This window comes from Synechococcus sp. PCC 7336, assembly GCF_000332275.1.
In the GTDB taxonomy this organism is placed as follows: Bacteria; Cyanobacteriota; Cyanobacteriia; order Thermostichales; family PCC-7336; genus PCC-7336.
Window position 1 is genome coordinate 2,256,747 of record NZ_CM001776.1, and the last position, 25,442, is coordinate 2,282,188.

General features: G+C 56.5%; 20 protein-coding genes. 9 read left to right on the top strand and 11 right to left on the bottom strand.

Annotated features, from left to right (window positions below; genetic code table 11):
* Window positions 1–28: 28 nt before the first annotated feature.
* Both bioD and SYN7336_RS10765 read right to left on the bottom strand, forming a co-directional pair.
* Complete coding sequence (bioD, locus tag SYN7336_RS25425) at window positions 29–739, bottom strand: dethiobiotin synthase (RefSeq protein ID WP_071590768.1); 711 nt, start codon at window positions 737–739, stop codon at window positions 29–31.
* Window positions 740–746: 7 nt separating this feature from the next.
* Window positions 747–1,274, bottom strand: a complete 528-nt coding sequence (locus SYN7336_RS10765; protein ID WP_202951155.1) for a thioredoxin domain-containing protein — start codon at window positions 1,272–1,274, stop codon at window positions 747–749.
* Between the two features lie 213 nt (window positions 1,275–1,487).
* Between SYN7336_RS10765 and SYN7336_RS10770 the strand changes: the two genes are divergently transcribed.
* Window positions 1,488–2,036, top strand: coding sequence for a Uma2 family endonuclease (locus tag SYN7336_RS10770; protein WP_017325948.1), 549 nt, complete (start codon window positions 1,488–1,490; stop codon window positions 2,034–2,036).
* 149 nt (window positions 2,037–2,185) lie between these two features.
* On the opposite strand, the gene SYN7336_RS10775 is transcribed toward SYN7336_RS10770, so the two are convergent.
* Window positions 2,186–2,467, bottom strand: a complete 282-nt coding sequence (locus tag SYN7336_RS10775; RefSeq protein WP_017325949.1) for a hypothetical protein — start codon at window positions 2,465–2,467, stop codon at window positions 2,186–2,188.
* 151 nt (window positions 2,468–2,618) lie between these two features.
* Between SYN7336_RS10775 and dtd the strand changes: the two genes are divergently transcribed.
* Window positions 2,619–3,080 (top strand): D-aminoacyl-tRNA deacylase, encoded by a 462-nt coding sequence (gene dtd, locus SYN7336_RS10780; RefSeq protein ID WP_017325950.1) that lies wholly within the window; start codon window positions 2,619–2,621, stop codon window positions 3,078–3,080.
* Between the two features lie 12 nt (window positions 3,081–3,092).
* Here the strand turns inward: dtd and SYN7336_RS10785 are convergent, their stop codons facing one another.
* The 7 genes from SYN7336_RS10785 to SYN7336_RS10815 all read right to left on the bottom strand — a co-directional run bounded on the left by SYN7336_RS10785 (window position 3,093) and on the right by SYN7336_RS10815 (window position 10,209).
* Complete coding sequence (locus SYN7336_RS10785; RefSeq protein ID WP_017325951.1) at window positions 3,093–3,830, bottom strand: response regulator transcription factor; 738 nt, start codon at window positions 3,828–3,830, stop codon at window positions 3,093–3,095.
* A 506-nt stretch (window positions 3,831–4,336) separates the two neighbouring features.
* Window positions 4,337–4,480, bottom strand: a complete 144-nt coding sequence (locus tag SYN7336_RS10790; RefSeq protein WP_017325952.1) for a high light inducible protein — start codon at window positions 4,478–4,480, stop codon at window positions 4,337–4,339.
* A gap of 200 nt (window positions 4,481–4,680) precedes the next feature.
* On the bottom strand, window positions 4,681–5,130 hold the full coding sequence (locus tag SYN7336_RS10795; RefSeq protein WP_017325953.1) for a thioesterase family protein: 450 nt from the start codon (window positions 5,128–5,130) through the stop codon (window positions 4,681–4,683).
* Window positions 5,131–5,178: 48 nt separating this feature from the next.
* Window positions 5,179–6,165, bottom strand: coding sequence for a glycosyltransferase (locus SYN7336_RS10800; RefSeq protein WP_017325954.1), 987 nt, complete (start codon window positions 6,163–6,165; stop codon window positions 5,179–5,181).
* Window positions 6,162–7,802, bottom strand: coding sequence for a hypothetical protein (locus SYN7336_RS25430; RefSeq protein WP_017325955.1), 1,641 nt, complete (start codon window positions 7,800–7,802; stop codon window positions 6,162–6,164). The genes SYN7336_RS10800 and SYN7336_RS25430 overlap by 4 nt, the downstream gene beginning before the upstream one ends.
* Window positions 7,803–7,811: 9 nt before the next feature.
* On the bottom strand, window positions 7,812–9,587 hold the full coding sequence (locus SYN7336_RS10810; protein WP_156820114.1) for a hypothetical protein: 1,776 nt from the start codon (window positions 9,585–9,587) through the stop codon (window positions 7,812–7,814).
* A 67-nt stretch (window positions 9,588–9,654) separates the two neighbouring features.
* The gene (locus tag SYN7336_RS10815; protein WP_026100891.1) at window positions 9,655–10,209 is read right to left on the bottom strand and encodes a type II CAAX prenyl endopeptidase Rce1 family protein; all 555 of its coding nucleotides are present in this window, start codon (window positions 10,207–10,209) and stop codon (window positions 9,655–9,657) included.
* A 218-nt stretch (window positions 10,210–10,427) separates the two neighbouring features.
* Between SYN7336_RS10815 and SYN7336_RS10825 the strand changes: the two genes are divergently transcribed.
* From SYN7336_RS10825 to SYN7336_RS10860, 7 genes are all read left to right on the top strand, one after another.
* Window positions 10,428–10,766 (top strand): P-II family nitrogen regulator, encoded by a 339-nt coding sequence (locus SYN7336_RS10825; protein ID WP_017325959.1) that lies wholly within the window; start codon window positions 10,428–10,430, stop codon window positions 10,764–10,766.
* A gap of 765 nt (window positions 10,767–11,531) precedes the next feature.
* Entirely contained in the window at window positions 11,532–11,894 is a 363-nt protein-coding gene (locus tag SYN7336_RS10835; RefSeq protein WP_017325961.1) for a PleD family two-component system response regulator, read from the top strand.
* A 27-nt stretch (window positions 11,895–11,921) separates the two neighbouring features.
* A complete protein-coding gene (locus SYN7336_RS10840; RefSeq protein WP_017325962.1) occupies window positions 11,922–12,491 on the top strand; it encodes a chemotaxis protein CheW in 570 nt (189 codons plus the stop codon).
* Window positions 12,492–12,607: 116 nt separating this feature from the next.
* Window positions 12,608–16,222, top strand: coding sequence for a methyl-accepting chemotaxis protein (locus SYN7336_RS25435; RefSeq protein WP_083885700.1), 3,615 nt, complete (start codon window positions 12,608–12,610; stop codon window positions 16,220–16,222).
* Window positions 16,223–16,336: 114 nt separating this feature from the next.
* Entirely contained in the window at window positions 16,337–19,702 is a 3,366-nt protein-coding gene (locus SYN7336_RS10850) for a methyl-accepting chemotaxis protein (RefSeq protein WP_026100892.1), read from the top strand.
* Window positions 19,703–19,779: 77 nt separating this feature from the next.
* Window positions 19,780–23,592 carry a response regulator gene (locus SYN7336_RS10855; protein WP_017325965.1) on the top strand — a complete coding sequence of 1,271 codons (3,813 nt, stop codon included), beginning with the start codon at window positions 19,780–19,782 and terminating at the stop codon, window positions 23,590–23,592.
* Window positions 23,593–23,625: 33 nt separating this feature from the next.
* Entirely contained in the window at window positions 23,626–24,165 is a 540-nt protein-coding gene (locus tag SYN7336_RS10860; RefSeq protein WP_156820115.1) for a chemotaxis protein CheW, read from the top strand.
* A gap of 2 nt (window positions 24,166–24,167) precedes the next feature.
* Here SYN7336_RS10860 and SYN7336_RS10865 read toward each other — a convergent pair whose 3' ends face one another.
* Window positions 24,168–25,337, bottom strand: a complete 1,170-nt coding sequence (locus SYN7336_RS10865; RefSeq protein WP_017325967.1) for a response regulator — start codon at window positions 25,335–25,337, stop codon at window positions 24,168–24,170.
* Window positions 25,338–25,442: the final 105 nt, after the last annotated feature.

Sequence of the window (25,442 nt, forward strand, 5' to 3'; positions counted from 1 at the left end):
ATCGCGCGCAGGCCACAGTGGCGATCGCCTATTCTGCGACAATTTGTCGGGCTATGGGGACCAGAACGGGGCCGATGGCGTTCCAATCAATCTCCGACAAATTGAGGTAGGGCAGACGATAGAGAGACCGATATCCGCTGAGCTGTTCGATCCAGCGAGGGGCGGTGGCAAGGATTGGATCGCCGGGGTCGAGATGGGGTTCGGTGTCGTTGAGGAGGGTGGCGATCGCGTTTATGCCGAGCTGACGGGCATAAGCGAGGCTGAGGGTGGTGTGATTGATGGTTCCTAACTGGGAGCGGCCAACCAGAAGGAGGGGCAACTGCCAGTGGCAGATTAAGTCAGAGATGGATAACTGGTCTGCCAAGGGCACGGCCAAGCCGCCTGCCCCTTCGACAATCGCCACATCGCACTGGGTTGTGAGGCGCTTGAAATCTGCATCCAATTGCTGCAGGTCAATCTCGATTTGGGGAGCGGCGAGTTCTGCGGCGAGTTGGGGGGCCGCCGGTAGTGGCAGCGCATAGCTGCAAGCGGTTCGAGTTGCGGGAGAGAGTTGTCGCACCAACTGTACGTCGGGGCTGCGGTCGGCGGGGCGATCGCCTTCGAGATTGGCTCCACTCTGTACGGGCTTGTAATATCCCACCCGATAGCCGAGATCGTGCAAACAACGACACAGAAGTCCACTGACAACGGTTTTTCCCACTCCCGTATCAGTGCCACTGACAAATACGCAGCTTGCCATCCGTTTCCTAGCCGTGGCTGCGCGGTTGAGTGGAGTCGCCCAGCGGTTGCTCGAAGGCAGATGTTTCTCCGGTTTCTGTGGCAGAAAGAGTAGAGATCCCTTGACTGAGGGCTGTCAAGTTCTCCGCCAAGATCGTGCGAGGCTGCTCGCCGATCGCCGTCCCCACAGACAGTCCACCTGCCCTCAAAAATTCAAAATGGGGAATGCCGTTAACTCGATAAGTACTCAACTCCGGCAGCCACTTCGTGTTATCCACGTTCAGCATGACGAAGTTGACCTGTCCGTCAAACTCCGACTCCAAAGCCGCCATCGTAGTTGCCATCGAGCGACAACTGGTACACCAATCGGCATAAAACTCCAACAGCGTCGGCTTGCCATTGGCCAGCGCCACTTCTAGCGGCACTGCCCGCTGGGCCACAGTGGCCAAACTGGCCTGACGAGTCTGAAGCTGTGTGGCCAAAAACAGGATGGCCCCCAGCGCCACAGCCGCGATCGCGATCGCGATATTGCGTACCCTTATAGATGTTTCAGTCACTCTCGTCCGGCCTAGTTCTATTGCCCTCTAGTATGTCACGCCAAACCTGCGAGACGCAGTCTGCAAACGCTCCGCGATCGACAACCCACTTCTCTACTATGGATCGATCGTCTTCTCCTCGAAGATGTCCTCGTGCATCGTCGCTACCAGCGCTAAAGTTCTCCAGAGTACAATGGCGATAAGCACGTGTCAGCCTTCGAGTAAGAGCATTGTATGGTTCGGACGCCCACCAGATGGAAGCTAGAGGATTATCACCGCATGATAGACAGCGGTGTGTTAGCGGGTCGTCAGGTGGAGTTGATTGCAGGAGAGATTGTCGATATGGCACCGGAAAGTCCGCTGCATGCATCGCGGGCTTGGTCCTTGGCTGAATATCTACGACAGCAGTTGGCGGGACGAGCGGTCATTCGCGAGTCCTATCCAGTAACATTGTTGAGCGATAGCGAGCCAGCACCTGATATCGCTGTTGTGCGCTGGCGAGCTGACGCTTATGCACGTACGCATCCGCAACCAGAGGACATCTTTTGGTTACTCGAGATTTCTAATTCCACAGTGGACTACGACTTGTCAACAAAGGCCAATCTGTATGCTCGCGCGGGCATTGCAGACTATTGGGTAGTCGATCTCCCAGCCGATCGAGTGGGGGTTCACCGACAGCCTCGAGAGGGAACCTATCAGTCTGTGAACCTCGTACAGTCTGGAACGATTGCGCCTCTGGCTTTCCCCGATATTGCAGTTCCGTTGGAGAGACTGCTCGGCTGAAAGTTGCGATGTAAGCGTAATATCAAATACAACCTCAATTGTCTGAACGGATAGGTATAGGTAAGAGTCTAGCGGAGTTGATGGAGGAACAACCGCAGCCTCATTGGTTGGAGTTTTAATCAGCTCGAACCTGCCTGTATCCCCATCGTTCACTCGGGCTGTTCGGACGCAAAACTGCTGGACAACTCCAGCCAATTCACTGCTGAGAGCGCCCAGCCCAATAAATCGCCATAGACACCCGCCAACTCGGGGGAATCTTCGTCGTGAAAGGCTTCGAGTTCTTTGGCTAACTGTTCGGGCCAGTGCTCGGGAGAGGATGCCTTCAGGGACTCGTATCGCCCCGTCCAGTAGATATCGTCGGGCTCCTCCTCTCGAATCCAGTGTTCGATCGCCCAAGTGGCATAATTCGACCAACCCCGATATCCATTCATCGCCAGTAACCTCTAACTCCAGCCACCTAGATCCTATTTCTAACGCCGCCTCCACCCGCCCGTTCTTATAGAAAGGTTGTAGTCCTACATCCGTTTCGACTGCAGCGAATTTAGCCCGTGGGTCTGTCGATCCGCACAACAGTGTTCCTCTATGCGAGTCATTCTGCAACGAGTTCAATCCTCCTCCGTCACCATTGATGGCGAAACGATTGGCAAGATCGATCGCGGGCTCACCCTGCTGATTGGCATTGCCGCCTCCGACACCGACGCCGAAATCGATTGGATGGCCCGCAAAATCCTCAATCTGCGCCTCTTTCCAGATGAGCGCAGCAACGGCAGCAGCTTTCAACACTCCGTGCGAGAGATCGGCGGCGAACTGCTCGCCATCAGCCAATTCACCCTCTATGGAAACTGTCGCAAAGGCCGTCGCCCCTCCTTCGATCGCGCTGCCCCACCCGCGATCGCCAACCCCCTGTACGAGCAATTTGTGGTCCAATTACGCAGAAGCGGCCTGACTGTAGAAACAGGCCGCTTTGGGGCAGGCATGCGAGTGGAGATTGTCAACGACGGTCCCGTCACATTGCTATTAGAGCGAGAGGCAGAACCCGGCTGAGAGTCTTAGGGCTTAGGAGGCAGCTTCTTCTAATTGCTCCGATTCAACCGAATTGGGTAACTCCAGACAGTAACCAGCCCCGTATACCGTTTTGATGAACTGCGGATGGCGGGGATCGGGCTCCAGCTTGGTGCGCAGGTGCCGGATGTGAACGCGGATGGTCTCGATATCGTCGTCGGGATCGTAACCCCACACTTCCTTGAGAATTTCGCTGGGGGAAACCGTCTGGCCGTGACGCTGCATCAGGCAGTGAAGTAGCTCGAACTCTAGGTGGGTGAGCTTGACGGTATTGCTAAACCACACGGCTTCAAACCGTTCGGGAATGAGCGTGAGCGGACCGTAGTTGAGAATTTCGCTGTGCTTGGCCGCTTGAGGAATGCGATCGGTTCGCCGCAACAGCGCCCGCACCCGCACCAATAATTCCTGAATCTCAAACGGCTTAGTCAGATAGTCATCTGCTCCAGCATTGAAGCCATCGACCTTATTCTGAGTTTGACTCAACGCTGTCAACATGAGCAAGGGAATCTCAGATGTGCGTTCGTCTCGTCGAAGACGCTGACATACGGTAAATCCATCGACTTTCGGCAACATTAGGTCGAGCACGATCAGATCGGGTAGCAGTTGTAAAGCGATCGCTTGTCCCTTAATGCCGTCAGGGGCTTGAAACACCTCGTAACCTGCCAACTCTAGGTTGACAGACACCAGCTCCAGGATTGCCGAGTCGTCATCAATCACTAAAACTCGAGGCATAGGATGTACCGACCTGTTACAAAAAGAATTTGATGAATCTAGCTTAATCTAAATCCATCTTTACATATCTTTGAAAATATTACGAACATTACGAGGATACACGATCGGCTCTGTGGGGAAGCGAATGGATGGCATTCTCATTAACCTCGCCGCGGATCGCCATCGCCAAGAATCGATCGATCTTCCCACAGCATTCTCTATCAGTTGCTATTGTCTTGTATGGGCAAGGGTTTAACCCCTATTGTTCGGGCTGTGGCTTTGGCGATCGCATGCGCGACATCTGAATTTCTTGGCTCTATCCCAGCCCGAGTCGCACTTAATTTTGTTGCACAAGATACATAGCTCGATAAGGTGGCCTGCTTCAATTGGATGAATAGGTGTTCACAAATTCTTAATATTTGAACCGAATACCTATAATTCCTTGTGCTAATTCTCGTGGCAATAGAAAAGCTCCTGCTTGCGCAGGAGCGGAGATAGAATTCACAATGAGAGCTCGGAGATCGAACCTAGAGTAGGCCGATCTGAGTCAGGATACCTTCGCCAGTCAACAGCTCGGTAGCAATGCCAATCACAAAGCCTAACATTGCCAGGCGGCCATTCCACTTTTCGGAGAAGGCGGTGAAGCCAAAGCGGGTTTCTTGAGAGTCCATAACGGTAACTCCAGTCATGCAAAATACTTAACGTATCTTTATACTGCCTCGCCTCTGATGAAATGTCAAGTTTCGTAAAGTTTACTCGAATGCAGGCGTAGCAATGGTTTTAGCTTTTATGGTAGCGATCGCTACCCTTAGAAAACCCAAATTTTTAGAATGAGGCGATCGCCCTCTGGGCTCGACCGCGATCGCCCCCTCTAGCTCAACACCACATCCGACGCCAACAACATTCCCTCCATGCGATCGTAAAGGACTCGTAACTGCTCTGGCAGGCGTCGATAGATCTGACCGTTACTGACCTTCACCGCAGCTAACTGCACGGTCGACTCTAGATAGAGGGTGTGACGATCGCGCGATCGCAACTCGTACAGCCAAGGCAACCGCACCCCTTTGGGCTGCTCCGGCCTCGCCAACACCACTGCATCAGCCCCCATCGTCAAAGGACGGCGATAGCGCAGCGACATATCGGCGACCACCAAATTCACATCCGCCTGCACAAATCGCTCGAATGGCATCTGCAGGTGCCGCAACACCTCCACCCGCGTCTCCTCCAACCAAGCCACGTATTTGCCGTGCCAGACAATGCCGCCATAATCGGTGTGATGGGGATGGACGCGAATGGGATATTCAAACCAATGGGAGGTCATGCAGTTGGCACAGCAACAGCCTTTCTCAGTGTAGAACCGCCAAACCCGCTATCGCCCTATCTTCCGCCGCAGCTTGCCCCACTTTTGCTGCCACCACAACTGCCCCAACCGCCAGCGAGTCAGTTGGGGCAGGCGATCGCCTGTCCGATAATCGAAAAACGCATCGATCTCGACTAAAATCGCCCCCAATTTCTTCGCCACTGCCTCAGCTCGATAGTCCTCAAAAAAAGCAGCATCCACCTGCGATCTCCTTCCCTGCAAAGCAGCCTGAATCCGCCGCAGGTCGCAATCGAGCGAATACACTGCAATTTTTTCGCAGTTAAAGCCCGGATCGAGATAATCCGCCAGTGCGCTATTCACACTCGAAAACACCCAGCATCCGCAAGCCATCGCCTCCATCGGCGGCAAGCCAAACCCCTCCGTCACCCCACTCGCAGCCCAATATTCCGCTGAATCGTACACATAAATCCTGGCGCGATTGAATAGCCCCGCCAGATCCTCCACATAGCGATCCAGCAATTCGACGCGACAGAACTGACTCAGAGCGGGTACCAATTGCTCTAATACGTAACTGGAGGTTTTGCGGGTTTGAACGAGTACATCGATGTCTCGGGCTTGATGGCGATCGCAAAACTCTTGCCCAATGGCGTTGGGCAGGTAGAAAATGGGCGAATGCGGTGACTTTTGTCCCCAATACCCCATCGTGTTTCGACTCGCCGCCACAATCGGCACCGCCACCGGCAAATTGAAGCCATAGCCCGAGCTGTGGGCATGATAAACAACATTGCAGTGTTTGAGTCTCGCCACCAAACGCTTGACATCGAATCCCCAGCTTGCGACAAACGTGCAGTGGGCCAAGTCTTCAGTGGCGAGCACGTCCTCTAAAAAAGGGCGATCGCTTTCCCGTTGCCGATAGGTGACAATCTCCGCCTCGCAAAACTGCCTTGCTAATTCCGCTAGCTTCAGCTCCGCCCACAAGCCGCCACTGCCAAATTTCTGGGTGGTTCCAGGCAATAGGAAATATAGCTTTCTCACACCGACTCCACCCCCTTAGTTCGACTGTCACCGATCGCTTCCCCAGTCGACGAATCGATATCTGAATCGATATCTGAATCGATGTCATAGAGAAACGTAAAACTGCGGACACCCTCAAAAGAATCAATCTCGCGACTGAAAGTTTCCAGATAAGCTCTGACCAGCCTGACTTGCTCGCCAAAATCAGTGCGGGAAAAGAGCACCCAAACGCGATCGCTTTGACGCAGGAGATCTAGTTCTATAGCCAAGCGTTCTGACTGCGTCAGAGAAGAGTCATTCCTCTGTAAGAAATCGTCAGTGCCAATAATATAGTCAGATTCTGCAAAGCCATACAGAGGTGCGTAATAGGCAAATTGCAGATCTCCGTTCTGAAACACGAAAATTTTATCTTCTGGGGCTCGATATTCGCGGATATACTCCAACACTGCACGAATCCCGTGTTCTTGCTTGGGACGAAAAGGAATAGCCCCCGACTCTTTAATAGGGTAATAAAATAGAGCAAACACGATCGCCACCCCAACGGCTCTCGCCAGCCACTTCGCAAGGGGAAAATGGCGAGCAGATGCCTGAAAGAGACCTCGGATACTCACAGATGTCCCCTCAGAAATGAGTAAGTAAAACGTTGGAGCCAAGAAAATAATCAGACGTTTGAGAAAAGGATATTGATGTAAGAAGCTGGCAAAGAGAGTGACCAGAATGGGACAGATACAGAGAAGGAATGCTGATTTATTTTTCCTGTAAAAGGCAACGCAACCGACTACAAAGAAAACCATCGCCAACCCGTCACTCGGACTTTCAAAGCTAAAGGGCTCGTAGAAGGCGCGCCCGAGGGCATCGAGCACCCAGATTACATCGAAGGGCGAGCTGGGGAAGCCGTTGCTCCAAGAGCTCAATAAGGTAGTGTTGTCGCCGAGATTGCTGGCAGTAATCCAATAAAAGCCCCCAAAACTGGCAATCCAGCTCAGATAGATCGGTAACTTGCCGCTGAGTTGTAGCGACTTTTTCGAGCTCAGGCAAATGAGGATATGGGCGAGCTCCAAGCCCGCTAACACGAGGGCAGCAGGGTGAGAGAACCAAATAGCGAGCGCCCCCACGACTGAATAGATGAGTAGCTTGCGGCGATCGAGCAGGCCGGAATTCACCGCCATTGCCACCAGTAGCAGGGCGAGGGCGATCGCCATATCGCTGGCATATTGCTTGGCTTCTACTGCATGAAAAACAATGCGACGGAGGGTGCCGAAGAGCCCGAGACAGATGGGAATTGCCGGCGGGGATAGCCAACGTTTGGCAACGGTGTAAAGCAGCAAAAACGAGCTGATACTAGCCGAGACGGGGAACAGCCTGAGGGCATATTCGCTCTTGCCAAAGAGCTGAATGGCGAGTTTTTCGATCCATAGAAAGCCCAGGGGAGCCCCTTGGTTGTAATCGAGGGGCTGGGCCAGTTCGAGGTAGGAGCGATTGACGAGATTGAGGGCCAGAGCGGCCTCATCCCCCCGCAAGCCGTCGTTGCTGAGGTACTGCACGACAATAATGAGCAAGCCGTAGGCGATCGCGGCGATCGCCAGCCCGTGCCAGAGCTTCGAGTCGGGCTCCAGACCGAATTTTGCCGGCGAAGGTCGCAGTGACTGATTTGACATAGGGCAGATCTAGGATTCCTCAAGGGCCGCCAGGATGCACTCAGATTTTAGAATGCGGTGGTTTTCACTTTTGAAAGCGCTGCAGCGATCGAGCGTTTTGGCCAAGGCTGGGGTTTGACCGCTGGTAAGGGTTTCTACCGCGATCGCCGCTTCGGGTTGATATTGCTGCACCCACCGACTACTGGCGATCCCCTGAGGCTGGAAGGCATCGCGATCGAGCAGCCATAAGGTAATGCCATAGCGTTCGATAAACTCTCGCACCACCTGGGGATTGGGACTGTATTGGGCGGCGATGGTGTCTTTGGCCCGCTGGCGAATTTCGCGGTAGTAGCCGGTCTGATAGGGGATGGCGTATTCTTTGCCCACCAAAATGGAACGACGGGCAAAGCTGGGAATATAGCTGGATTCGTGGCTGAGGGTGGCGATGAGACTATCTTTGGGTTGCGATTCGAGAAAGCTGTAAAGTTCGGGGGATTGGGCTTGGGCCAAAAAGGTGAGGGGAAAGCCGCGAATGGTCAGGGGATAGAACAGGAGCAGGCCGACTAAAGCAGCAGCGGTGGTGCTGGCGATCGCCGCTTCGAGCGCGCGCTGAGGGCTCCCAGCGCGATCGAGGGCGAGAATGGCCCAGCGCAGCAAGGCATCAATCAGAATGAGCAGCGCGATTCCGGCACTGAGCACAAACAGAATGCGCAGGTAGTGGCCGGAATAGCGGCTGGGGAGATAGAGCGCAAACAGGAGGGCGTGGGCGGCCAGAAACCAGCAGGCGGAGCTCAGGAACAGTCGGGGCAGAATGCCGATGCCGCGATCGATTGCCCCCACTAGGGGAAACTGCTGGGGAAACCCGGGCAAAAACAGCAAGAGAAATCCCGCCGCATTGGTCACTGGCGTGAGGGCCGAGTTGATGCGAATGCCACTGCGTCCGCGCAGCCAAAATTGAGCCGGATCGTCCCGAAAAAATGCCACCCGCCCCCCCGACTGAAACTCCGGCATGGTGAGGGCTTCAGCCGCAGAAATAGTGGGCCCGTAGCCACTGGATGACAGCAGATAGGGCAGCAGTACGACAACCGCGATCGCCAAGCCGCCGAGGCTGAGTTTCCACAAATGGCGATCGCCACTCAGTCGCAAGCGTCCCTCTCGCCATTCCACAAGCCCCAAAGCCAAGATCCCCGCCGAAATCAACACCGCTTGAGGATAGAGCAACCCCTGCAGGAGAATGGCGAGCCAACTCAGCCAGATCGATCGCCGCAGCCAGGCATACATCAATGCCACCGTCACTAGATAGACAAAGGCTTTCGCCGTTCCCGCCGACACGGTATCGGTGATGGAAACCGCTTGGTCCATTAGCAGTGAGGCAAAGAAGGCAGCCACTGGCACCGGAAACAGTTCGAGGCTGGTCCAGAAGGTGGCGATGGAGGTGAGCAAAATGATGGCAGCGGGCAGCAACTTGTTGAACAGCAGGGGATGAATGCCGATGGCTGCTGCCGCTCGGTAAATCAGGGCATAGCCTGCAGGGGCGATGGATTGGTAGTAGCTGGCGATATAGTCGTTGGGGAACAGCTCGCGATCGGCAAACTGCTGCGTCCAAAAGACGTGTTGGCGGGCATCGTCGGGGATGAGGTAGGGGGTGCGAAAGGCTTCTTCCAACCCCATGACCGCATACATGATTCCAAAGGCTACACAGACCCAAAACCAGTTTCTGACCTGCGGGTGAGTTGGATGTTTGGCAGAGATAGATAGCTCGTGTCGCAGATATTTGAGCAATGCAACAATTCGGGTTTGGCTCAACCTCTGACTCCAGATGCCTCAACAACCCTCACAGGATAGCGGGTTGGGGCGAGGCTTTGCTCGAACTCTATTCACCTCCTGCTTCGGAGGGCGACGTGCGGCGCAATCCCCCCAAACACAACAGCCAAATCGCGACCGCAATCCAGTGCAATACCGTCGGCGGCCACAGCGACCCGCTCTGCCAGTAGACAACGGTACAGATTGCCCCCAAAATCCCCGCGCAGATTAAGAATGCGGGATCGAAAAAAGTCGGCCTCGCGGCAGTCAGATAGAGAGCGGCATTGAGCGGGTGGGCGGCAACGAATAGAACTAAGCTGGCGATCGCCCATCCCAGTAGGGTTTGGGTTGTAACTGCTTCTGTAGGGTGGGGGACAAGCGTCACGCGAAACAGCACTTCTTCCAAGACAGAGGGCACCAGAAAGGCGATCGTCGCCGCACTCGCCCCCACCCGCCAATTGCTGACGGGCTCCCAAGTCAACCAGCCGCGCCACACTCCAAGTGGAACCGCCATCAGACCATATCCCAACAACCACAAGCCCGTTCGTACCCAATCCGTCGCTGTCGGCACTGTTGTCACAGCCTCAAGCCAACGGCGAATGGCGATCGCCGCGATTGTCCCCATAACCTCACCCTCCACCTAGCGCAGAGCAATACTGCAGATCGGGGATATCGGCAATGTAAGCCTCGTCGCCTGCATCGGCCACCACAGCCCCCAAAGCAGCAATATTTCTTTGCAAAGTGAAATCCACTCCGGTCCTTGCAATAAAATGTAGCGAGTGATACGGTTCTGCGGTTCCCTGGCGACCCCAGATCGAGCTGAAACGATAGGTAGGAGGAGTGATGCAGAAAGTAGAAGCGATCGTGCGTCCATTTAAGTTGGATGCAGTCAAGCAAGCTTTGGTGAGTGCTGGCATCATTGGCATGACGGTCTCGGAAGTCAGGGGCTTTGGAAGGCAAAGAGGGCAGAAGGAAAGATATCGGGGGACTGTGTTTGTGGTGGAGTTCCTACCGAAGGCCAAGCTTGAAGTCATCGTTGAAGACGCTAAAGTCGAACAGGTCATTGAGGCAATCGTCCAGGCAGCCCAAACGGGAGAAGTGGGAGATGGGAAGATTTTTGTCTCTCCAATCGAGCGGATTGTTCGAATTCGCACGGGCGAAGTCGATTTTGCAGCGCTCTAGAGGCCCCTCGACAGTCTCGCCCAATCGACAGTCTCGCCCAATCGACAGTCTCGCCCAATCGACAGTCTCGCCCAATCGACAGTCTCGCCCAATCGACAGTCAATGGGGGAGGCGATCGCCTTTCAAGCATCGGCAACTGAACCCGCAAACGGCTGAGGAACGCTCAAACGCGCTAGCGATTCGAGCACTGGCGCCTGACCTTGCCCAGCCCCTCAATCCCCCAAAAACAAAGCTGCTGGGGGATTTGATCTTGAGAAATATCGGCAATGATACAGAGGATTTTGAAGCCCCTGGCTGCCAATTCTAGGGAATAGCGAAGCACTATCCGTGAAACTGCTGGACTGCTGAGATGCAGAGTTATCATTTCAGCTTCCCTGGGCATCTTGAACAATAGGTGGCTCGACGACATCTTTCCATCTCTCTGCCTGAACGGGCGAAGTATTGTCTGAATGGACTGTAAATGTTCGCGACACGTGGTCAGCGAACCTTACTCTTTCCGGAGAGCGGGAAACAATTCGCAGAGCGACTAACGCATTGCTTTCAATCCGGGGTTTTTAAGTGGTGACAGCTACGGTCGCGAGGAGATCTTCAACTGAGATTGCCAATCTATTAGCGGAACGATGATTTGGGCCGAGCCAATTGGAATCGAGCGGTGGCAAAAGCGTTGCGACAGCACGCCGCCAGCCTCCAAGCCAGTTTTATCTTTCTCGATACGCCTAGCGGTTTCACTTCAAACCTGCCTGATTCACACCTAAGGAAAATTTCATGAGTACTGCTTTAGTCATTGACGATTCGCGCACAGATATGGAAGTCATTTCCACGTCCCTCAGCCAGGGTGGATTTATGGTGCTGAAAGCCAACAATGGCGAGGAAGCCCTAACGCAGATCGCCTCCCAACAGCCCGATGTGATTTTTCTCGATGTCGTCCTGCCTGGTGTGAGCGGATTCGAGCTGTGCCGCGACCTCAAAAACAAGGACGAGACGAAGTCGATTCCAGTGGTGCTCTGCTCCACAAAGGGGACGGAGATGGACCAATTTTGGGGCATGAAGCAGGGGGCCGATGCCTATCTAACGAAACCCGTGGATAGCGAAGAGTTGGTGCGCGTGGCGAAAAAGCTGGTGCAGTAACGCCCTCAGATCTGAGAGGAACATGCAATGGTAGAGCAATCGACGATCGCGGCGACGCCAGGTCCGGCCTTGGGATTGGATCTAGCGGGCCAGGAGTCTGACGGCAGGGCACAGTTTTTGCAGGTCCGCATTAGCCCCCAATTGCGGGCGGCGCTACCGGTGGAAAGCCTCACAGAGGTGCTGGCAGTGCCGTTCGGTCAGATTGTGCCGATTCCCCACATGCCTGACTGGGTGATGGGGGCATACAACTGGCGCGGCGATATTTTGTGGGTGGCGGATTTGGGCCATCTATTGGGAATGACGCCCTGGCACCAGCTTCGGCAAACGTCGGGTCGCCATGCGGTAGCGGTGCTGCACGGGGATAAGGCTAACCGCAAGTCGCGGGGTAGTTTCGCCCAGATCTTGGGGGTTGCGGTAGCCCAGGTGGACGAGATAGCCACTTACGACGCGACAGAGATTCAATCGCCCCCGGACGGCACCGTCTCTGCGGGGTTGGCTCCGTTTTTGCGGGGGTATTGGGTTGCGCCCGAGGAGGAGATGGTGGCTGTGCTGGACGCGCGATCGCTCCTCGCCCGTGCAGCCCAGTCGTCTGGATAAATGCTTACTTGGCGTTCCTGCCCGAGTTTTTCCTGCTAGCGCGTTTGGCGCTAGATCGCTACTTCTTCTCTAGCTCGTTATTGTCAGTCCACATCCATCATTGAGAGAGCACTCCCATGACTCAGACCCCTCCCAAGTCCGGTCGCTACCCTGCGACGAATGGCAATGGCGCTCGGAACCCGGCGGACGATTTGGCAACGGGTATGAGCCGTTCGTCAGCGTCGCTGCCACCGAATTTGGTAGGTGCCTCGGGGCAGAGGATGGCACGACCCATGCCCCAACCGCCTCAGGTCGTGCTGCCATCGCCTCAGCCTGCTGCTGTGCGGAGTGTTGCGAATGGAATGAAACTGCCAGGGTTCGGGACGCTGCGGGGGCGGCTGTTGCTGACGCTATTGCCGGCGGTGGTGGTTCCGTTATTGGCGTTTGGCTTTGGCGCGGGCCAAGTTGCCCACCAGCAAGCTGAAGAGGAGCTAGAAGAGCGAACTGAAAAACTGGCGGAACTGGCGAGCAATGCGTTTGCAACAGAGCTAGAGGAAGGCTTTGCGCACGCGGAGCAGATTGCCCTCAATCCGCTGGCGATCGATGCTGCCCGCGCAGGCGGTCAATTCGCCGAGGCAGAGGGATTGGCGGAACTGCCGGACGATCGCCTAGAGGAGCAGTTTTCAGCGACGAACCTGCTGCAGCCAAACCAGCGGCTGAACGATTATCTGCGTCAAGTTGCCGTAGCGACCGAGACTGTCGAGGTGTTTTTCACGGAGCGCAATGGGTTGAATATTGCTTATAGCAACAAAACCGGCGACCTGGTGCAGCGGGATGAAGAATGGTGGCAAGCAGGCAAGGCGGAAACCCAGTGGGTCGGTCACGCCGAATTTGACGAATCTGCGAATGCATTCAGTATCGATCTAGCCCAGGCCATTACAGATCCAGCCTCGGGAGAGTTTCTGGGCGTGCTGAAGGTGGTCTTACCTGCTGCGGGCTTTGACACTATTTCAGATTTCCTCAATGATGTGGGGCTTACAAAGACTGCTCGAGTGCAATTGGTGGACATTGATGAGAACCGTGCAGAAGCAGGAGCGGGAAACTCTTCAGCAGAAGAAAGTGGCGTCCTGTTCACGGTGACTGGAGAAGGCACCGAGGTGTCAGGCGAGCTGACGGGTGGCGAGAGTCTTCACTCGATTCTCCTACTCATGCAGGAATTGTTGGAGGGGGGGGCTAGCAACGGGCAGGTGCAGCAACGCTTGGACAGCCAATTCTCGCTAAAGGACTTGTCTTTGGGCGAATTTGACGGAGATGAAGTAAGAGAAGGTGAGTTTCTAGATGCGTCGTTCTTACTCGGCGATCGGTTTTACAGCGTTGTGGTTTCGGGCAAAAATCATTTTGCAGCCGTTTCCTCTATCAGTCACGACGAACTTAAAGCGGCCGGACAGGGGTTGAAATGGAATCTGTTCGGCGCAGCCTTTGCCTCCTCAGTCCTGCTAGGAGGCGTGATTTTGTGGTTATCCGGGCAACTGTCTAAGCCGCTCAACCGCCTTGCCGGGACAGCGCAAACGGTAGCCGCAGGCAACCTGGACGTCCTAGCCGAGCCCAGCGGTACTGAAGAAACCCAAACCCTGGCCAACAACTTCAACGCTCTGGTGACGCGGGTGAGAGGTCTACTGCAACGGCAAGCTCGCACCAACGAAGAAACCCTGCTTCTGGCCGAAATCGCCGGAGCCAACACCCAAACTGAGGCCGACGTCCGGGCTCTTCTCGACCTCGCAGTCTCGGGAGCCCGTCGCCAGCTCGGGGCCGAGCGAGTGGTGCTCTACCGCTTTAACCCCGACTGGACGGGAACTGTCGTTGCTGAGTCTGCCATCGCCGGCTTTCCCTCAGCCCTCAACAGTGAAATGCAAGAGGCATGCATCCCCGAACACGTTCGCAACGAATATGCCCTCGGCAAAGTGGCGGCCAACACGGATGTGTTCGATGCGGGCTTCCACCCCGATCGCCTCAAGCTCTTGATTCGTCTGGGCATCAAGTCCAACCTGATTACCCCCGTGGTGGCAGGCGGCAAAATCTTCGGGTTGCTCATTGCCCACTATTGCAGCCGCCAGCATGCGTGGAACGCCGACGAGCAAATCAACTTCAAGCGCATTGCCGACCAACTGGGCCTCTCCCTCAGCCGCTTCGTTTACGTGGAACAGGTGGAATCCACCGCCGAAGAACAGCGCTTGCTGGCGGACATTGCCGGAGCCAGCACCCAAACCGACGAAGATATTCTCGATCTGTTTAACATCACCGCTCGGGGCTCGCGCAAGCTGCTCGGCTCCGATCGCGTAGTGCTCTATCGCTTCAACCCCGACTGGAGCGGCTCCGTCGTCGCCGAAGACGCTATCCCTGGCTTGCCCAAAGCCCTCAACAATCGAGTTGAAGATGCTTGCATCCCCGAAACTATCCGCAAGGACTATCTCAGCGGCAAGGTGCTGGCCAACGACGATGTCTTTGCAGCGGGCTTCCACCCCGACCACGAAGCCCTGATGGCGCGCCTGAAGATTGCCTCCAATCTGATTACCCCCGTGGTCGCTGGCGGCCTGCTCTTCGGCCTGCTAATTGCCCACTACTGCAACAAGCAACACTCGTGGAGCGACGACGAACAAACTCGCCTCAAGCGCTTCGCCGACCAACTCGGTCTCTCCCTCAACCGCGTCGTCTACGTGGAACAGGTGCAAAAGGTAGCTGAAGAACAGCGGCAATTGAAGGAAATCCTGCAAAAACGTGCCCTCGAATTGCTGATGCAGGTGGACCCGGTCAGTCAAGGCGACCTCACCATCCGCGCCAAAGTGACCGAAGACGAGATCGGCACGATCGCCGACTCCTACAACGCCACTGTAGGCAGCCTGCGCAAGATTGTGCAACAGGTGCAAGACGCCGCCCAAAAGGTGGCCGCCACCACCACCACCAGCGAGACCTCCGTGGGCGACCTGGCCCGAGAAGCCCTCGCGCAAGCGGACGATATTTCAGCAGCGCTCGATCGCATCCAAACCATGACGATGTCAGCTCGCGTGGTGGCCGAAAGTGCTGAAAAAGCCGAGCAAACCGTGCAGCAAACGGCCCAAACCGTGCAAGCTGGAGACGAGGCCATGAACCGGACGGTGGATGGATTTATGGCCATCCGCGAAACGGTGGCCGATGCCACCAAGAAAGTGAAGCGGCTGGGGGAAGCCTCCCAGAAGATTTCTAAAGTGGTGAGCCTGATTGGTGGCTTTACCGACCAAACCAACCTGCTGGCGCTGAATGCCTCGATTGAGGCGGCCCACGCTGGCGAGGAAGGGAAAGGGTTTGCAGTGGTTGCGGACGAAGTGCGATCGCTTGCCCGCCAGTCTGCCGACGCAACGGCGGAAATCGAAGCGCTGGTGGCCGAAATTCAGGGGGAAACCAACGAGGTGGTGGCTGCAATGGAAACGGGCACTCAGCAGGTGGTGGCCGGAACTCAACTGGTGGAAGAAACCCGCCAGAATCTGAACCAAATCACCCGAGCCAGTAGCGAGATTGAGAACCTGGTGAACGCGATCGCCCAAGCCGCCTCCGAACAAACCCTCGCCTCGGAAGTAGTGGCCCAGACCATGACCGAGGTGGCGGCTGTGTCGGGCAAGACTTCGACCTCGGTCTCCGACGTGTCCGAGTCATTCAAACAGCTCCAGACTGTGGCTCAACAGCTTCAAGAGACGGTCAGCCAGTTCAAGCTGAGCTAGAACGGTCTCGCTCTGGGGGAGGAAACTTCCCCAGCACGCGATCGCGCCATTGTGCTTCAGTCTTTTGTCTCCCCTCAGTTTTTCGCCACACCCAGTCTTCGCGAGTTTGTCACCATGACGCAGACCCCTCCCAAACCCATCTCCAGTCGGCCATCTCCGAGCGATCTTCACTCGCCTGCAATGGAGTTAGGATATTCTCCGTCAGCGGAGCTCCCAACCAGCCAGCAGCAGTTGTCTCCAGATCTATCCCCCACCTCTCTAGAGTCGGTTGCTTCCGGTCATCCCGTCGAGGCGCGTCGGCCACAGAATTCAGTCTGGCGAATAGTCCGCAGTTTGCAATTTAAGGCTACCGCCCTGGCCATCGCCATCGGGACTGTCCCAGTGTTGGCAATTGGAGCGACAGCCTATTATTTCGCGAACGAATCGATCGTGCGGCAAATCGAGCAGGACAAACAAATTCGGGCAACCCAACTGGCCAACGAGATCGGCGTGTTCATGGCTGACCGATTTGCCGACATTCAAGTGTTGGCCCAGCTTCCTATCTTCACCGATCCCGAGGTATCGGCAACCACATCGACAGAAGAGAAGGTGGCACTGTTAGACCGCTATGTCAGCCTTTATGGGGTCTACAACAGCGTCGCCCTGTTCGACCTCGAAGGCGAGACGGTCGTGCAAGCGGTTGGCAGGCCCGTTCCCAACCACTTGACGCGGGATTACTTCGTGCGGATTATGAACACTGGCGAGCCCACCATCAACCCGCCCTCAATCTCTCGCACGACGGGAACGCTGAGTATGCATATCGCGTCGCCAGTGAAGGATGCGAACACGGGCGACATTACCGGGGTCATTCGCTTTCAGTTGCCGGTGGCAGGGTTGGACAAGATTGCCCGAGAGTATGCCAATGAAGGGGAGGATTACTATCTGATTGATAGTAATGGCAGGTATTTTTTGGCGTCTGGAAATGCAGACAGAATCAACCAGCCAGCCGAGGAGCATTTTGTCGCTTACGAACAACTGGTGTCAGCGCAAGCAGTGGCTTCTGTTCTGGATATCGACCCCGACGATGAATCTGAAAGACTCTTGACCTATGCGCCCTTAACCGATCTAGCGGGACTGCCCGAATTGGATTTTGGAGTCTTAATCGCTAGCGATTTAGACGTCGTCTTTGCGCCGCAGCGGCAACTGCGCCAGACGATCTCTCTAGGAACGGCGATCGCGGCATTGCTGGTGGGGGCGATCTCGACCTTGCTGGTCAATCGAGAAGTTCGTCCGATTGTTGCTGCCGCCAATGCCGTGCGGTCGATCGGTCGGGGAGAACTGGATACCCGCTTGGAGGTGAAAGGAGAGGACGAGGTGGCCGTACTGGGGACCAACGTCAACCAGATGGCCGCCCAGTTGCAAGCCCTCGCTTACACCGAAAGGCAGTCTGCCGATGCCACCCGCCTGCTCTCCAGCATTACCAGCCAACGCACCCTCGACGAAGGCGAACTGATGAGTGTGTTTAGCAAGGCTCTGGCCGGAGCGCGGCAATGGCTCGGGGTCGATCGGATGGTGATTTACCGCTTCAACCCTAATTGGAGTGGCTACATTGCTTCCGAAGCGGTGGCCTCGGGGTGGCCCGTGGCCTACAACGAGGCGATCGAAGATGCTTGTATTTCGTCCGAGTTGCTCGACGCCTATCGTGAAGGCCGCGTTGCAGCCACCCAAAACGTGGCGATCGCCGGTTTCCATCCCGAGCACCAAGAATTGATGCGGCGGCTGAAAATCAAAGCCAACCTCGTCGTACCCATTATCAGTCAGGGAGAGCTTTACGGCCTGCTCGTCGCCCACGACTGCACCGCCCCCCATGCGTGGGACGACCGCGAAATCGCCTTTATGAAGCAACTGTCGGCCCAAATGAGCATTACCCTCGATCGGGTTGCGTTTTTGCAAGACCGAGAGGAAGCCGCTCGCCGCTCCGACCTGCTTAAGGACATCACCCTCCAGTTCTCGCGAGCCACCAGCAGCAAGGCTCTGCTGGACATAGCCGTGCAGCAGAGTCGTAAGGCGATCGCCACCGATCGCGTTATCGTCTACAGCTTTGACGAGACCTGGAAGGGGACTGTGGTGGCCGAGTCCGTCGCTGGTAGCTGGCCCAAAGCGATGGGAGCCCAAATTGCCGATCCTTGCTTTGCCGAGAGCTACGTAGAGCAATACCGGCAGGGCCGCATTCAGGCAGTTTCCGATATTGACAAGGCAGATCTGACCCCTTGCTACTCAGGTCAACTGCAGCCCTTTGCCGTGCGAGCCAACCTGGTGGCCCCCATCCTCATCGAGGGGGAGTTGGAGGGTTTACTCATTGCCCACCAGTGTTCGGCACCGAGGGATTGGGAACAACCGACGATCGATCTGTTCGCCCAACTCGCCATTCAGGTGGGGCAAGCCCTCGATCGCGTCAACCTGCTCGAGCGACAGCGCCGCTCGGAAGCTCTACAACGACAAACCAGCGAAACCCTGCAGCGGCGAGCCTTAGAACTGCTGCGGGAAGTAGACCCCGTCAGCCAAGGAGATCTCACGGTGCGAACCACCGTGACTGAAGACGAAATTGGCACGATCGCCGATTCCTACAACTCCACCATTGCCAACCTGCGGGGCATTGTGGCCCAGGTGCAAGAGGCTGCCAAGCAAGTGACGGACTCCACCAGCAACAACCAGACCTTCGTGAGTACCCTCTCGCAGGAAGCAGAACGGCAAGCGGCAGATATTGCGAACGCCCTCGATCGCATTCAAACCATGAATGCCTCGATTCGTAACGTGGCGGCTCGGGCCGAACGAGCAGAAGCTGCCGTGCAGCGCGCCAACCAGACGGTGACAGCGGGAGACGCCGCCATGAACCGTACGGTGGACAGCATCTTGACCGTACGCGAAACCGTGACCGATGCGGCCCAAAAGGTGCGGGAACTGGGCCAAGCCTCCCGACAGATTTCCCAGATGGGCAACACGATTGCGAAGTTTGCCTCCCAAACCCACCTCCTAGCGCTGAAAGCCTCGATCGAGGCCGCCCGAGCTGGGGAAGAAGGCAAAGGTTTTGCGGTGATCGCCGAAGAAGTGCGATCGCTGGCGGCCCAGTCTGCGGAAGCCACCGCCAACATCGAGTCTTTGGTGACGAGCATTCAAACAGCCACGGACGAAGTGGCCGCCTCGATGGAAGCAGGGACCGAGCAGGTGGCCACAGGCACCCAACTGGTGGAAGAAACCCGCCGAAATCTCAGTCAGGTGGTGGAATTCAGTGCCCAGATCGAGCAATTGGTGGAAGCGATTGCCGCCGCCGCTGTGGAGCAGTCCGAGGCATCGGCCAGCGTGGCCCAAACCATGACCGAAGTGGCCGCTACGTCCCAGAACACCTCGGCTAACGCGATGCAATCCTCCGAGTCTTTCAAGCAACTGTTGGCCACGGCCCAAGCCCTCCAAATGAACGTGCGTCAGTTCAAGGTGAGCTAGTGCTGTGCTGAAGAGACGCGCGCGGGCCATTTCCCTCGCAGTACGAACGAAGTAGTTAGTTCTCTGGAGCCCATCCCATGGCGATCGAACCGGATATTCGCGACCAAGCCTACGAATTCTTTGTCGAGGAGGCTCCCGAGTTACTCCAAATCATTGAGTCGGGCTTGCTGAACCTGTGGGAAGAGTCCAGTGCCCCCAAAATCCACGAGTTGATGCGGGCAGCTCACTCCATCAAGGGAGGAGCTGCCAGCGTCGGTCTGGACGCGATTAAAACCCTGTCCCACCGCCTCGAAGATATTTTTAAAGCGCTCTATAACGACAGCACTGCGATCGACGCCGAGTTTGAAACGCAGCTCTTACAAGCCTTTGACTGTTTGCGCCAGCCCTTGATGGAGCAGATCGAAACCGATCGCTTTAACCCCGAGCAAGCTGTGGATACGGCGGAGCCGATTTTTGCGCAGATTGAAGATCGGTTGGGGGATGCCCTCAAGCAGGCGGAGAATGTGGTTGCCAGCTCTGCAGACTTTGGCATCGATATTGCGGTGTCGATTTTTGAAGTGGATGTAAAGAGCGGCCTCCAGCGCCTCACTGATGTGATTGCCAGCCCAAACGACTACGAGGTGGCAGGAGAAGTGCGCGCCCAGGCCGAAGTGTTTGCGGGCTTTGCCGAACTGCTCGAACTGCATGGATTTGGCGAGATCGCCAGCTTGGCGATCGAGGCAGTGGAAGCCCATCCCGATCGGGCATTGGCGATCGCTCAACTGGTGCTGGCCGATTTTCAGGCGGGGCGCACTGCGGTTCTCAACGGCGATCGCGAGCGGGGCGGCGAACCCTCTGCCGAGTTGCGGGCGATCGCCAATGGCACGGAAACGCTGCCCTCCTCGCTCGATTGTGTCGAGGTCAATGAGGCAGGATCTCCCCTGGAAGCGTCTGTCGAGCCCTTATCCGAGTTTTCCATGCAGGGACCCGAGGGCGCTTCCGACGGGGAAGATCCCGAAAGGTTCCACGCCACAGCCGAATATATCGATCGCTTAGCCGCTGAGGCGGAGGGAATCGAGGCGCTGGCTAACATCTTTGCCCGTGACGCCGAACTGGACGAGGTGGAGGATTCGCAGGCAGCAGCACTGTTGCCCGAGGACAACTGGGCGAACGAGGCATCCCCAGAAGACATGTCAGTAGAAGATATGTTTGGCGATGTAGTGACAGCCCTCGGGTTGGACAGCGATACCAGCTCGACCGGTGAAGCGGAGAACGCGAGGGCTGGGGAGGCGGATCCTTCCGAGGAGGAGATTTTCGACGCCTGGCGCGAAGCACTGTCGGCAGCCCGAGCGGAGGGTGCTGCCGATGCCGAGATTGAGGCGATCGCGCCGATTAATTCGCCCGCGATCGGCGATGCCGAGCCCCAATCGGTCGAGCCTATCCTCGGCACGAATGAACTGACTGTCGCAGAGGCTGACAGTTTCCTGGCAGAGCTTGAAACTCCTCCCGAAGCGGATAGCACTGACAAGATTGAGGCCGTACTGTTCGCGGACGACCCTTCTGCGGACGACCCTTCTGCGGACGACCCCTCGGCAGACGAGGTCTTTGGCGGTTGGACAGCAGCGATAGACTCCTCCCAACCCGAGGCCGTACTCCCTGAGTCCGAGCCCGTTACCTCCGAGCCCGAACCACCCCTCGCCACTCCTTTCCCCGAACCAGTTTCGGCCAATCCGATGGCTACTCTAGCCGCCGCCTTGCAGTCCGTGCGCGAGAACTTCGATACCTTGCCCCCCGCTAGCGATCTCGATGCAGGGGGGATCGCAGTTGCGCCCTCTGCTGCTACCCCTGACGCTGCCGACTCCTCCACACCCGCTGCACCTCCTGCCCAGCAAAGCGATCGCCCCGCTGAAGCACCCAGTCCTACTAAACGGTCGAGCGGACTCTCCGTCAGAGTCGATCTAGAGCGGTTGCAACGGATGGACAACCAAGTGGGCGAACTCGCCATCAACCGCAACGGCCTGTCTCTACAAAACGATCAATTGCAAGGGACCGTGCGCGATCTGCTCGCCCGCTTCGCCAATTTCCAGACCCTGGCCGCCTATCTGCGGGATATCTCCGATCGCATGTTGATCGCACCCGATCGCTACCGCTCCAACGGAGCTCTACCCAGCTTCGCCCTGCCGCCTCGCGCCTCCAACCTGCGCCCCAGCAGCTTTGACTCCCTCGAACTCGACAGCTACAGCGAGCTGCACGCCATCGTGCAGGAGATGCTGGAAGAAACGATACAAATTGAGGAATCGGCAGGAGACATTGCCCTTTTTGCCAGCCAATCCAACCAACTGCTCGAACAAAACCGCCAGGTACTCGGCCAACTGCGGGACGAACTGATGTGGTCGCGGATGTTGCCCTTGAGCGAAATTCTCAACCGCTTCCCCCGCGTATTGAGGGATCTGTCCGTTAAGCACGGCAAGTCTGTCGGCCTCAAGCTCAGCGGTGCGGGCGTTCTCGTAGATAAAGCCATGTTGGAAAAACTCTACGACCCCATGCTGCACCTATTGCGCAATGCCTTCGACCACGGCATCGAGCCCCCCGAGCAGCGTCGCCAGCGGGGCAAAGCGGAGAAAGGCTACATCGAAGTGCGGGCCTACTACAAGGGCAGCCAAACCATTGTGGAAGTGGCCGACGACGGCCGCGGGATCGACTTCGAACGGGTTCGGCAGCAGGCCATCGACCTCAGTCTCCTATCGATCGAGCAGAGTGAAGCAATCTCCACCGATCGCTTGCTCGATTTCCTCTTCGAACCCGGATTCTCTACCGCCGAACGCGTCAGTGACTTATCGGGGCGGGGTATGGGCCTCGATGTGGTGCGATCGCAATTGCGATCGCTCAAAGGCACCGTCACCGTTACCTCCGAGCGCGAGCGCGGCACCACTTTTACCCTCAAACTGCCGCTCACCCTGAGCATTTCCAAACTGCTGATCTGCCGTGCTGGAGCCGCTGCCCTGGCGCTGCCCTCCGATAGTGTGGACGACATTGTCAACCCGCTAGAAGGCACAGTCAAACAATCGGGCCAGCGGCGCTTCCTCTATTGGCAAGGACAAACCATCCCGATTTACCGCCTCGCCGATTTGCTCGACTACCGCTGCCCCCTTGCCGATACCCCCGCCAGTCGGGCCCTCATGGCCGTGCCCGCTCCTCAGGACTGGGCGTCGCCCATTCTCATCCTGCGCCGCGATCGCCAGACGATCGCGATCGAAGTGGACCAACTCCTCTCCGAGCAAGAGCTGGCCATCAAACCCTTTGGCACAACCCTTACCCCACCCCGCTATGCCTATGGATGTACCATCCTGGGGGATGGCTCCCTCGTACCGGTATTGGATGGCTTAACCCTGTGGGATGAGGTAGAGCGAGGTTCCTCGGGCCGTTCGACCTCCAGCGGTGCGATCGTCAGCCATACTCCTACCCTCCCAGCCAAAAGCATCAATGCCGTGCAGATGCCGAGGATCTTGGTGGTGGACGACTCCAGCACCCAACGTCGCACTCTGGCAGCTTCCTTCCAGCGGGCAGGCTATCGAGTCTTGCAAGCCCGCAACGGTCGCGAAGCCTTACAGCACCTGGAGCAACACGCTGACGTGCAGTTGATCGTGTGCGACATCGAGATGCCCAACATGAATGGCTTCGAGTTTCTCACCCACCGCCGCCAAATTCCCGCTCTGGCAGCTATTCCCACCGTCATGCTCACATCCCGCAGCGGCGACAAGCACAAGCGCCTCGCCCAACATTTAGGAGCTGACGGCTATTTCACCAAGCCCTATCTAGAGCAGGAGTTTCTCGCTGCTGCCGCCCGTCTCTGCGGTGGCGCTGCCACCAGCTCTACAGCGGCCTCTTCCTCCCCTGCCCTAACGGTCTAACTGTACCCATTTGCCTTCTCAGTGGAGAATCCCGTGACTGCGACATCAAGTCCTCCCGCCAATCCTCGTGCTGCTGCCGATACTGCGAACAGGTCCATCCGCACCATCGCCTTTCAGCTCGGTTCTCTAGACATTGCCTTGCGCATAGAAGCTGTCCAGCGCGTTTTCAGCCGCGTCCCCATCTACAGCAGCGGGACCAACAGTTCTGGAGTTGCCCACGTCAATGCCCAGTCCGATAGCCCGGAGTCGCAGCAGGAGGTGGTGGTGTTTGACCTGCACCGCTATCTATTCGGCCAAAGTTTGCCTTTGGCATCTCCAGAATTAGAGGCCCCTGTCAGCCGCTACCTCCTGGTGGCCAAGAGCCCCTCCGGGCAGTCGTGCGGCATTCCCCTAGAGCAGGAACCCAGTTTGATGGAGCTGCCCCTCTCCTCCATTCGCCAGTTACCCGAAACCTATCGTCAGGCCGATACGCTGGGCATTGCCAGCCATGTCGCCACAAGCGATCGCCACGGCAGGCAGCAGACCGTCTTTCTCCTCGACATGGATGCAGTACTTACCCTTTTGCCGCGCTAGCCTTAAACCTTGACGGTTAGGTATTGTTTCACAACCTCTAACACAGTTGACGAACTCACTGGCTTACTCAAAAATTCAGTGGAGCCGACTAGCTTGGCGCGAACGCGATCGACCAGACCGTCGTTGCCCGTCAGAATGATGATGGGCGTCCTTTTAAAGACGGACAGACTGCGGAGTTGCGAGCAAATTTCATACCCATTCGTATTCGGCATCACCAGATCGAGGAAGATCAAATCGGGCTTTTTAGCCAGCAAGGTGGCGATCGCCCTTAACGATTCTGTCACCCCGACAAACTGGTAGCCCTCTTTGGTCAAGATTTTCTCCATCACCTGACACACCATCGGGCTGTCGTCTACACAGGCGATCGTCTGGCGGTACAGGCTGGGCTGAGACTGAGGCTTGGGAGTCGAACCCATCCCGATGGGCGGCTTGGCATCGGAGAGATCCTGCCATCGCAAAATCTTGCTCCGAATCAATGGCATCAGCGAATTCGCCAAATCGGTTAACTTTCTGCCCGTTCGCTGAGCGATCTCGAATAAGGTTGACTCGCCGTCCAAGAGCTCAGTCATGGCCTGAAATGCCTGGGGAGACATTTGCGCTTGCAATGATTGGAGATTTGCAATGGCGATCGCGCAGTCGGGTTTGCAGTCCTCTATCCCAAACCACTGCCAATGCTGCCACTGTTGCTGAAAGCTGTCCAGAAATTGCACCGGATCGAGCAGCACCCCCTTGCAGGGTTCTAGGGGTCGATCCGCTACTGTATGCCACCCGCATTTAGGGGACTGGCTGATTTCTAAAACAACATCTGAAACCATGCCGCCGATTAACCGAATCAGTTGCTCGCGACTGAGTAGGCCGGAGTTGCTGCCTTCGCGAAGCAGGTGGTATTCCCAGCAGCGAGAGGCTGCGGGCAAGTGCGCGCTACCCAGAGCACTCAGTTGAGCAATATCTAGAGACGGACAAGTGGCATTCAGGTGGCGCTGCCAGCGCCTTACGGGGTGCAATCCTCCCGTCGCATAGAGCAATCGACCCAAATAGAAATAAAAGACCCACTGTTTGCGATAGTCGTGCCGAACCACAAACCGACCGTTGAACTGTTGGGCTTTGAGGGTTTGAAATGTTTTTAACCAGCCCTGCTGACCGTGGGCTAGGCTCGGTAGCTGATTCGACATCTTTACACTGGTGACCATATTGCGAGGGCGAGATATAGGAATAAGGGATTTTTCTTTATGCAGTCTTTATAAGTCAAAGATTGCGTAAATGAGATATGGGAGCCA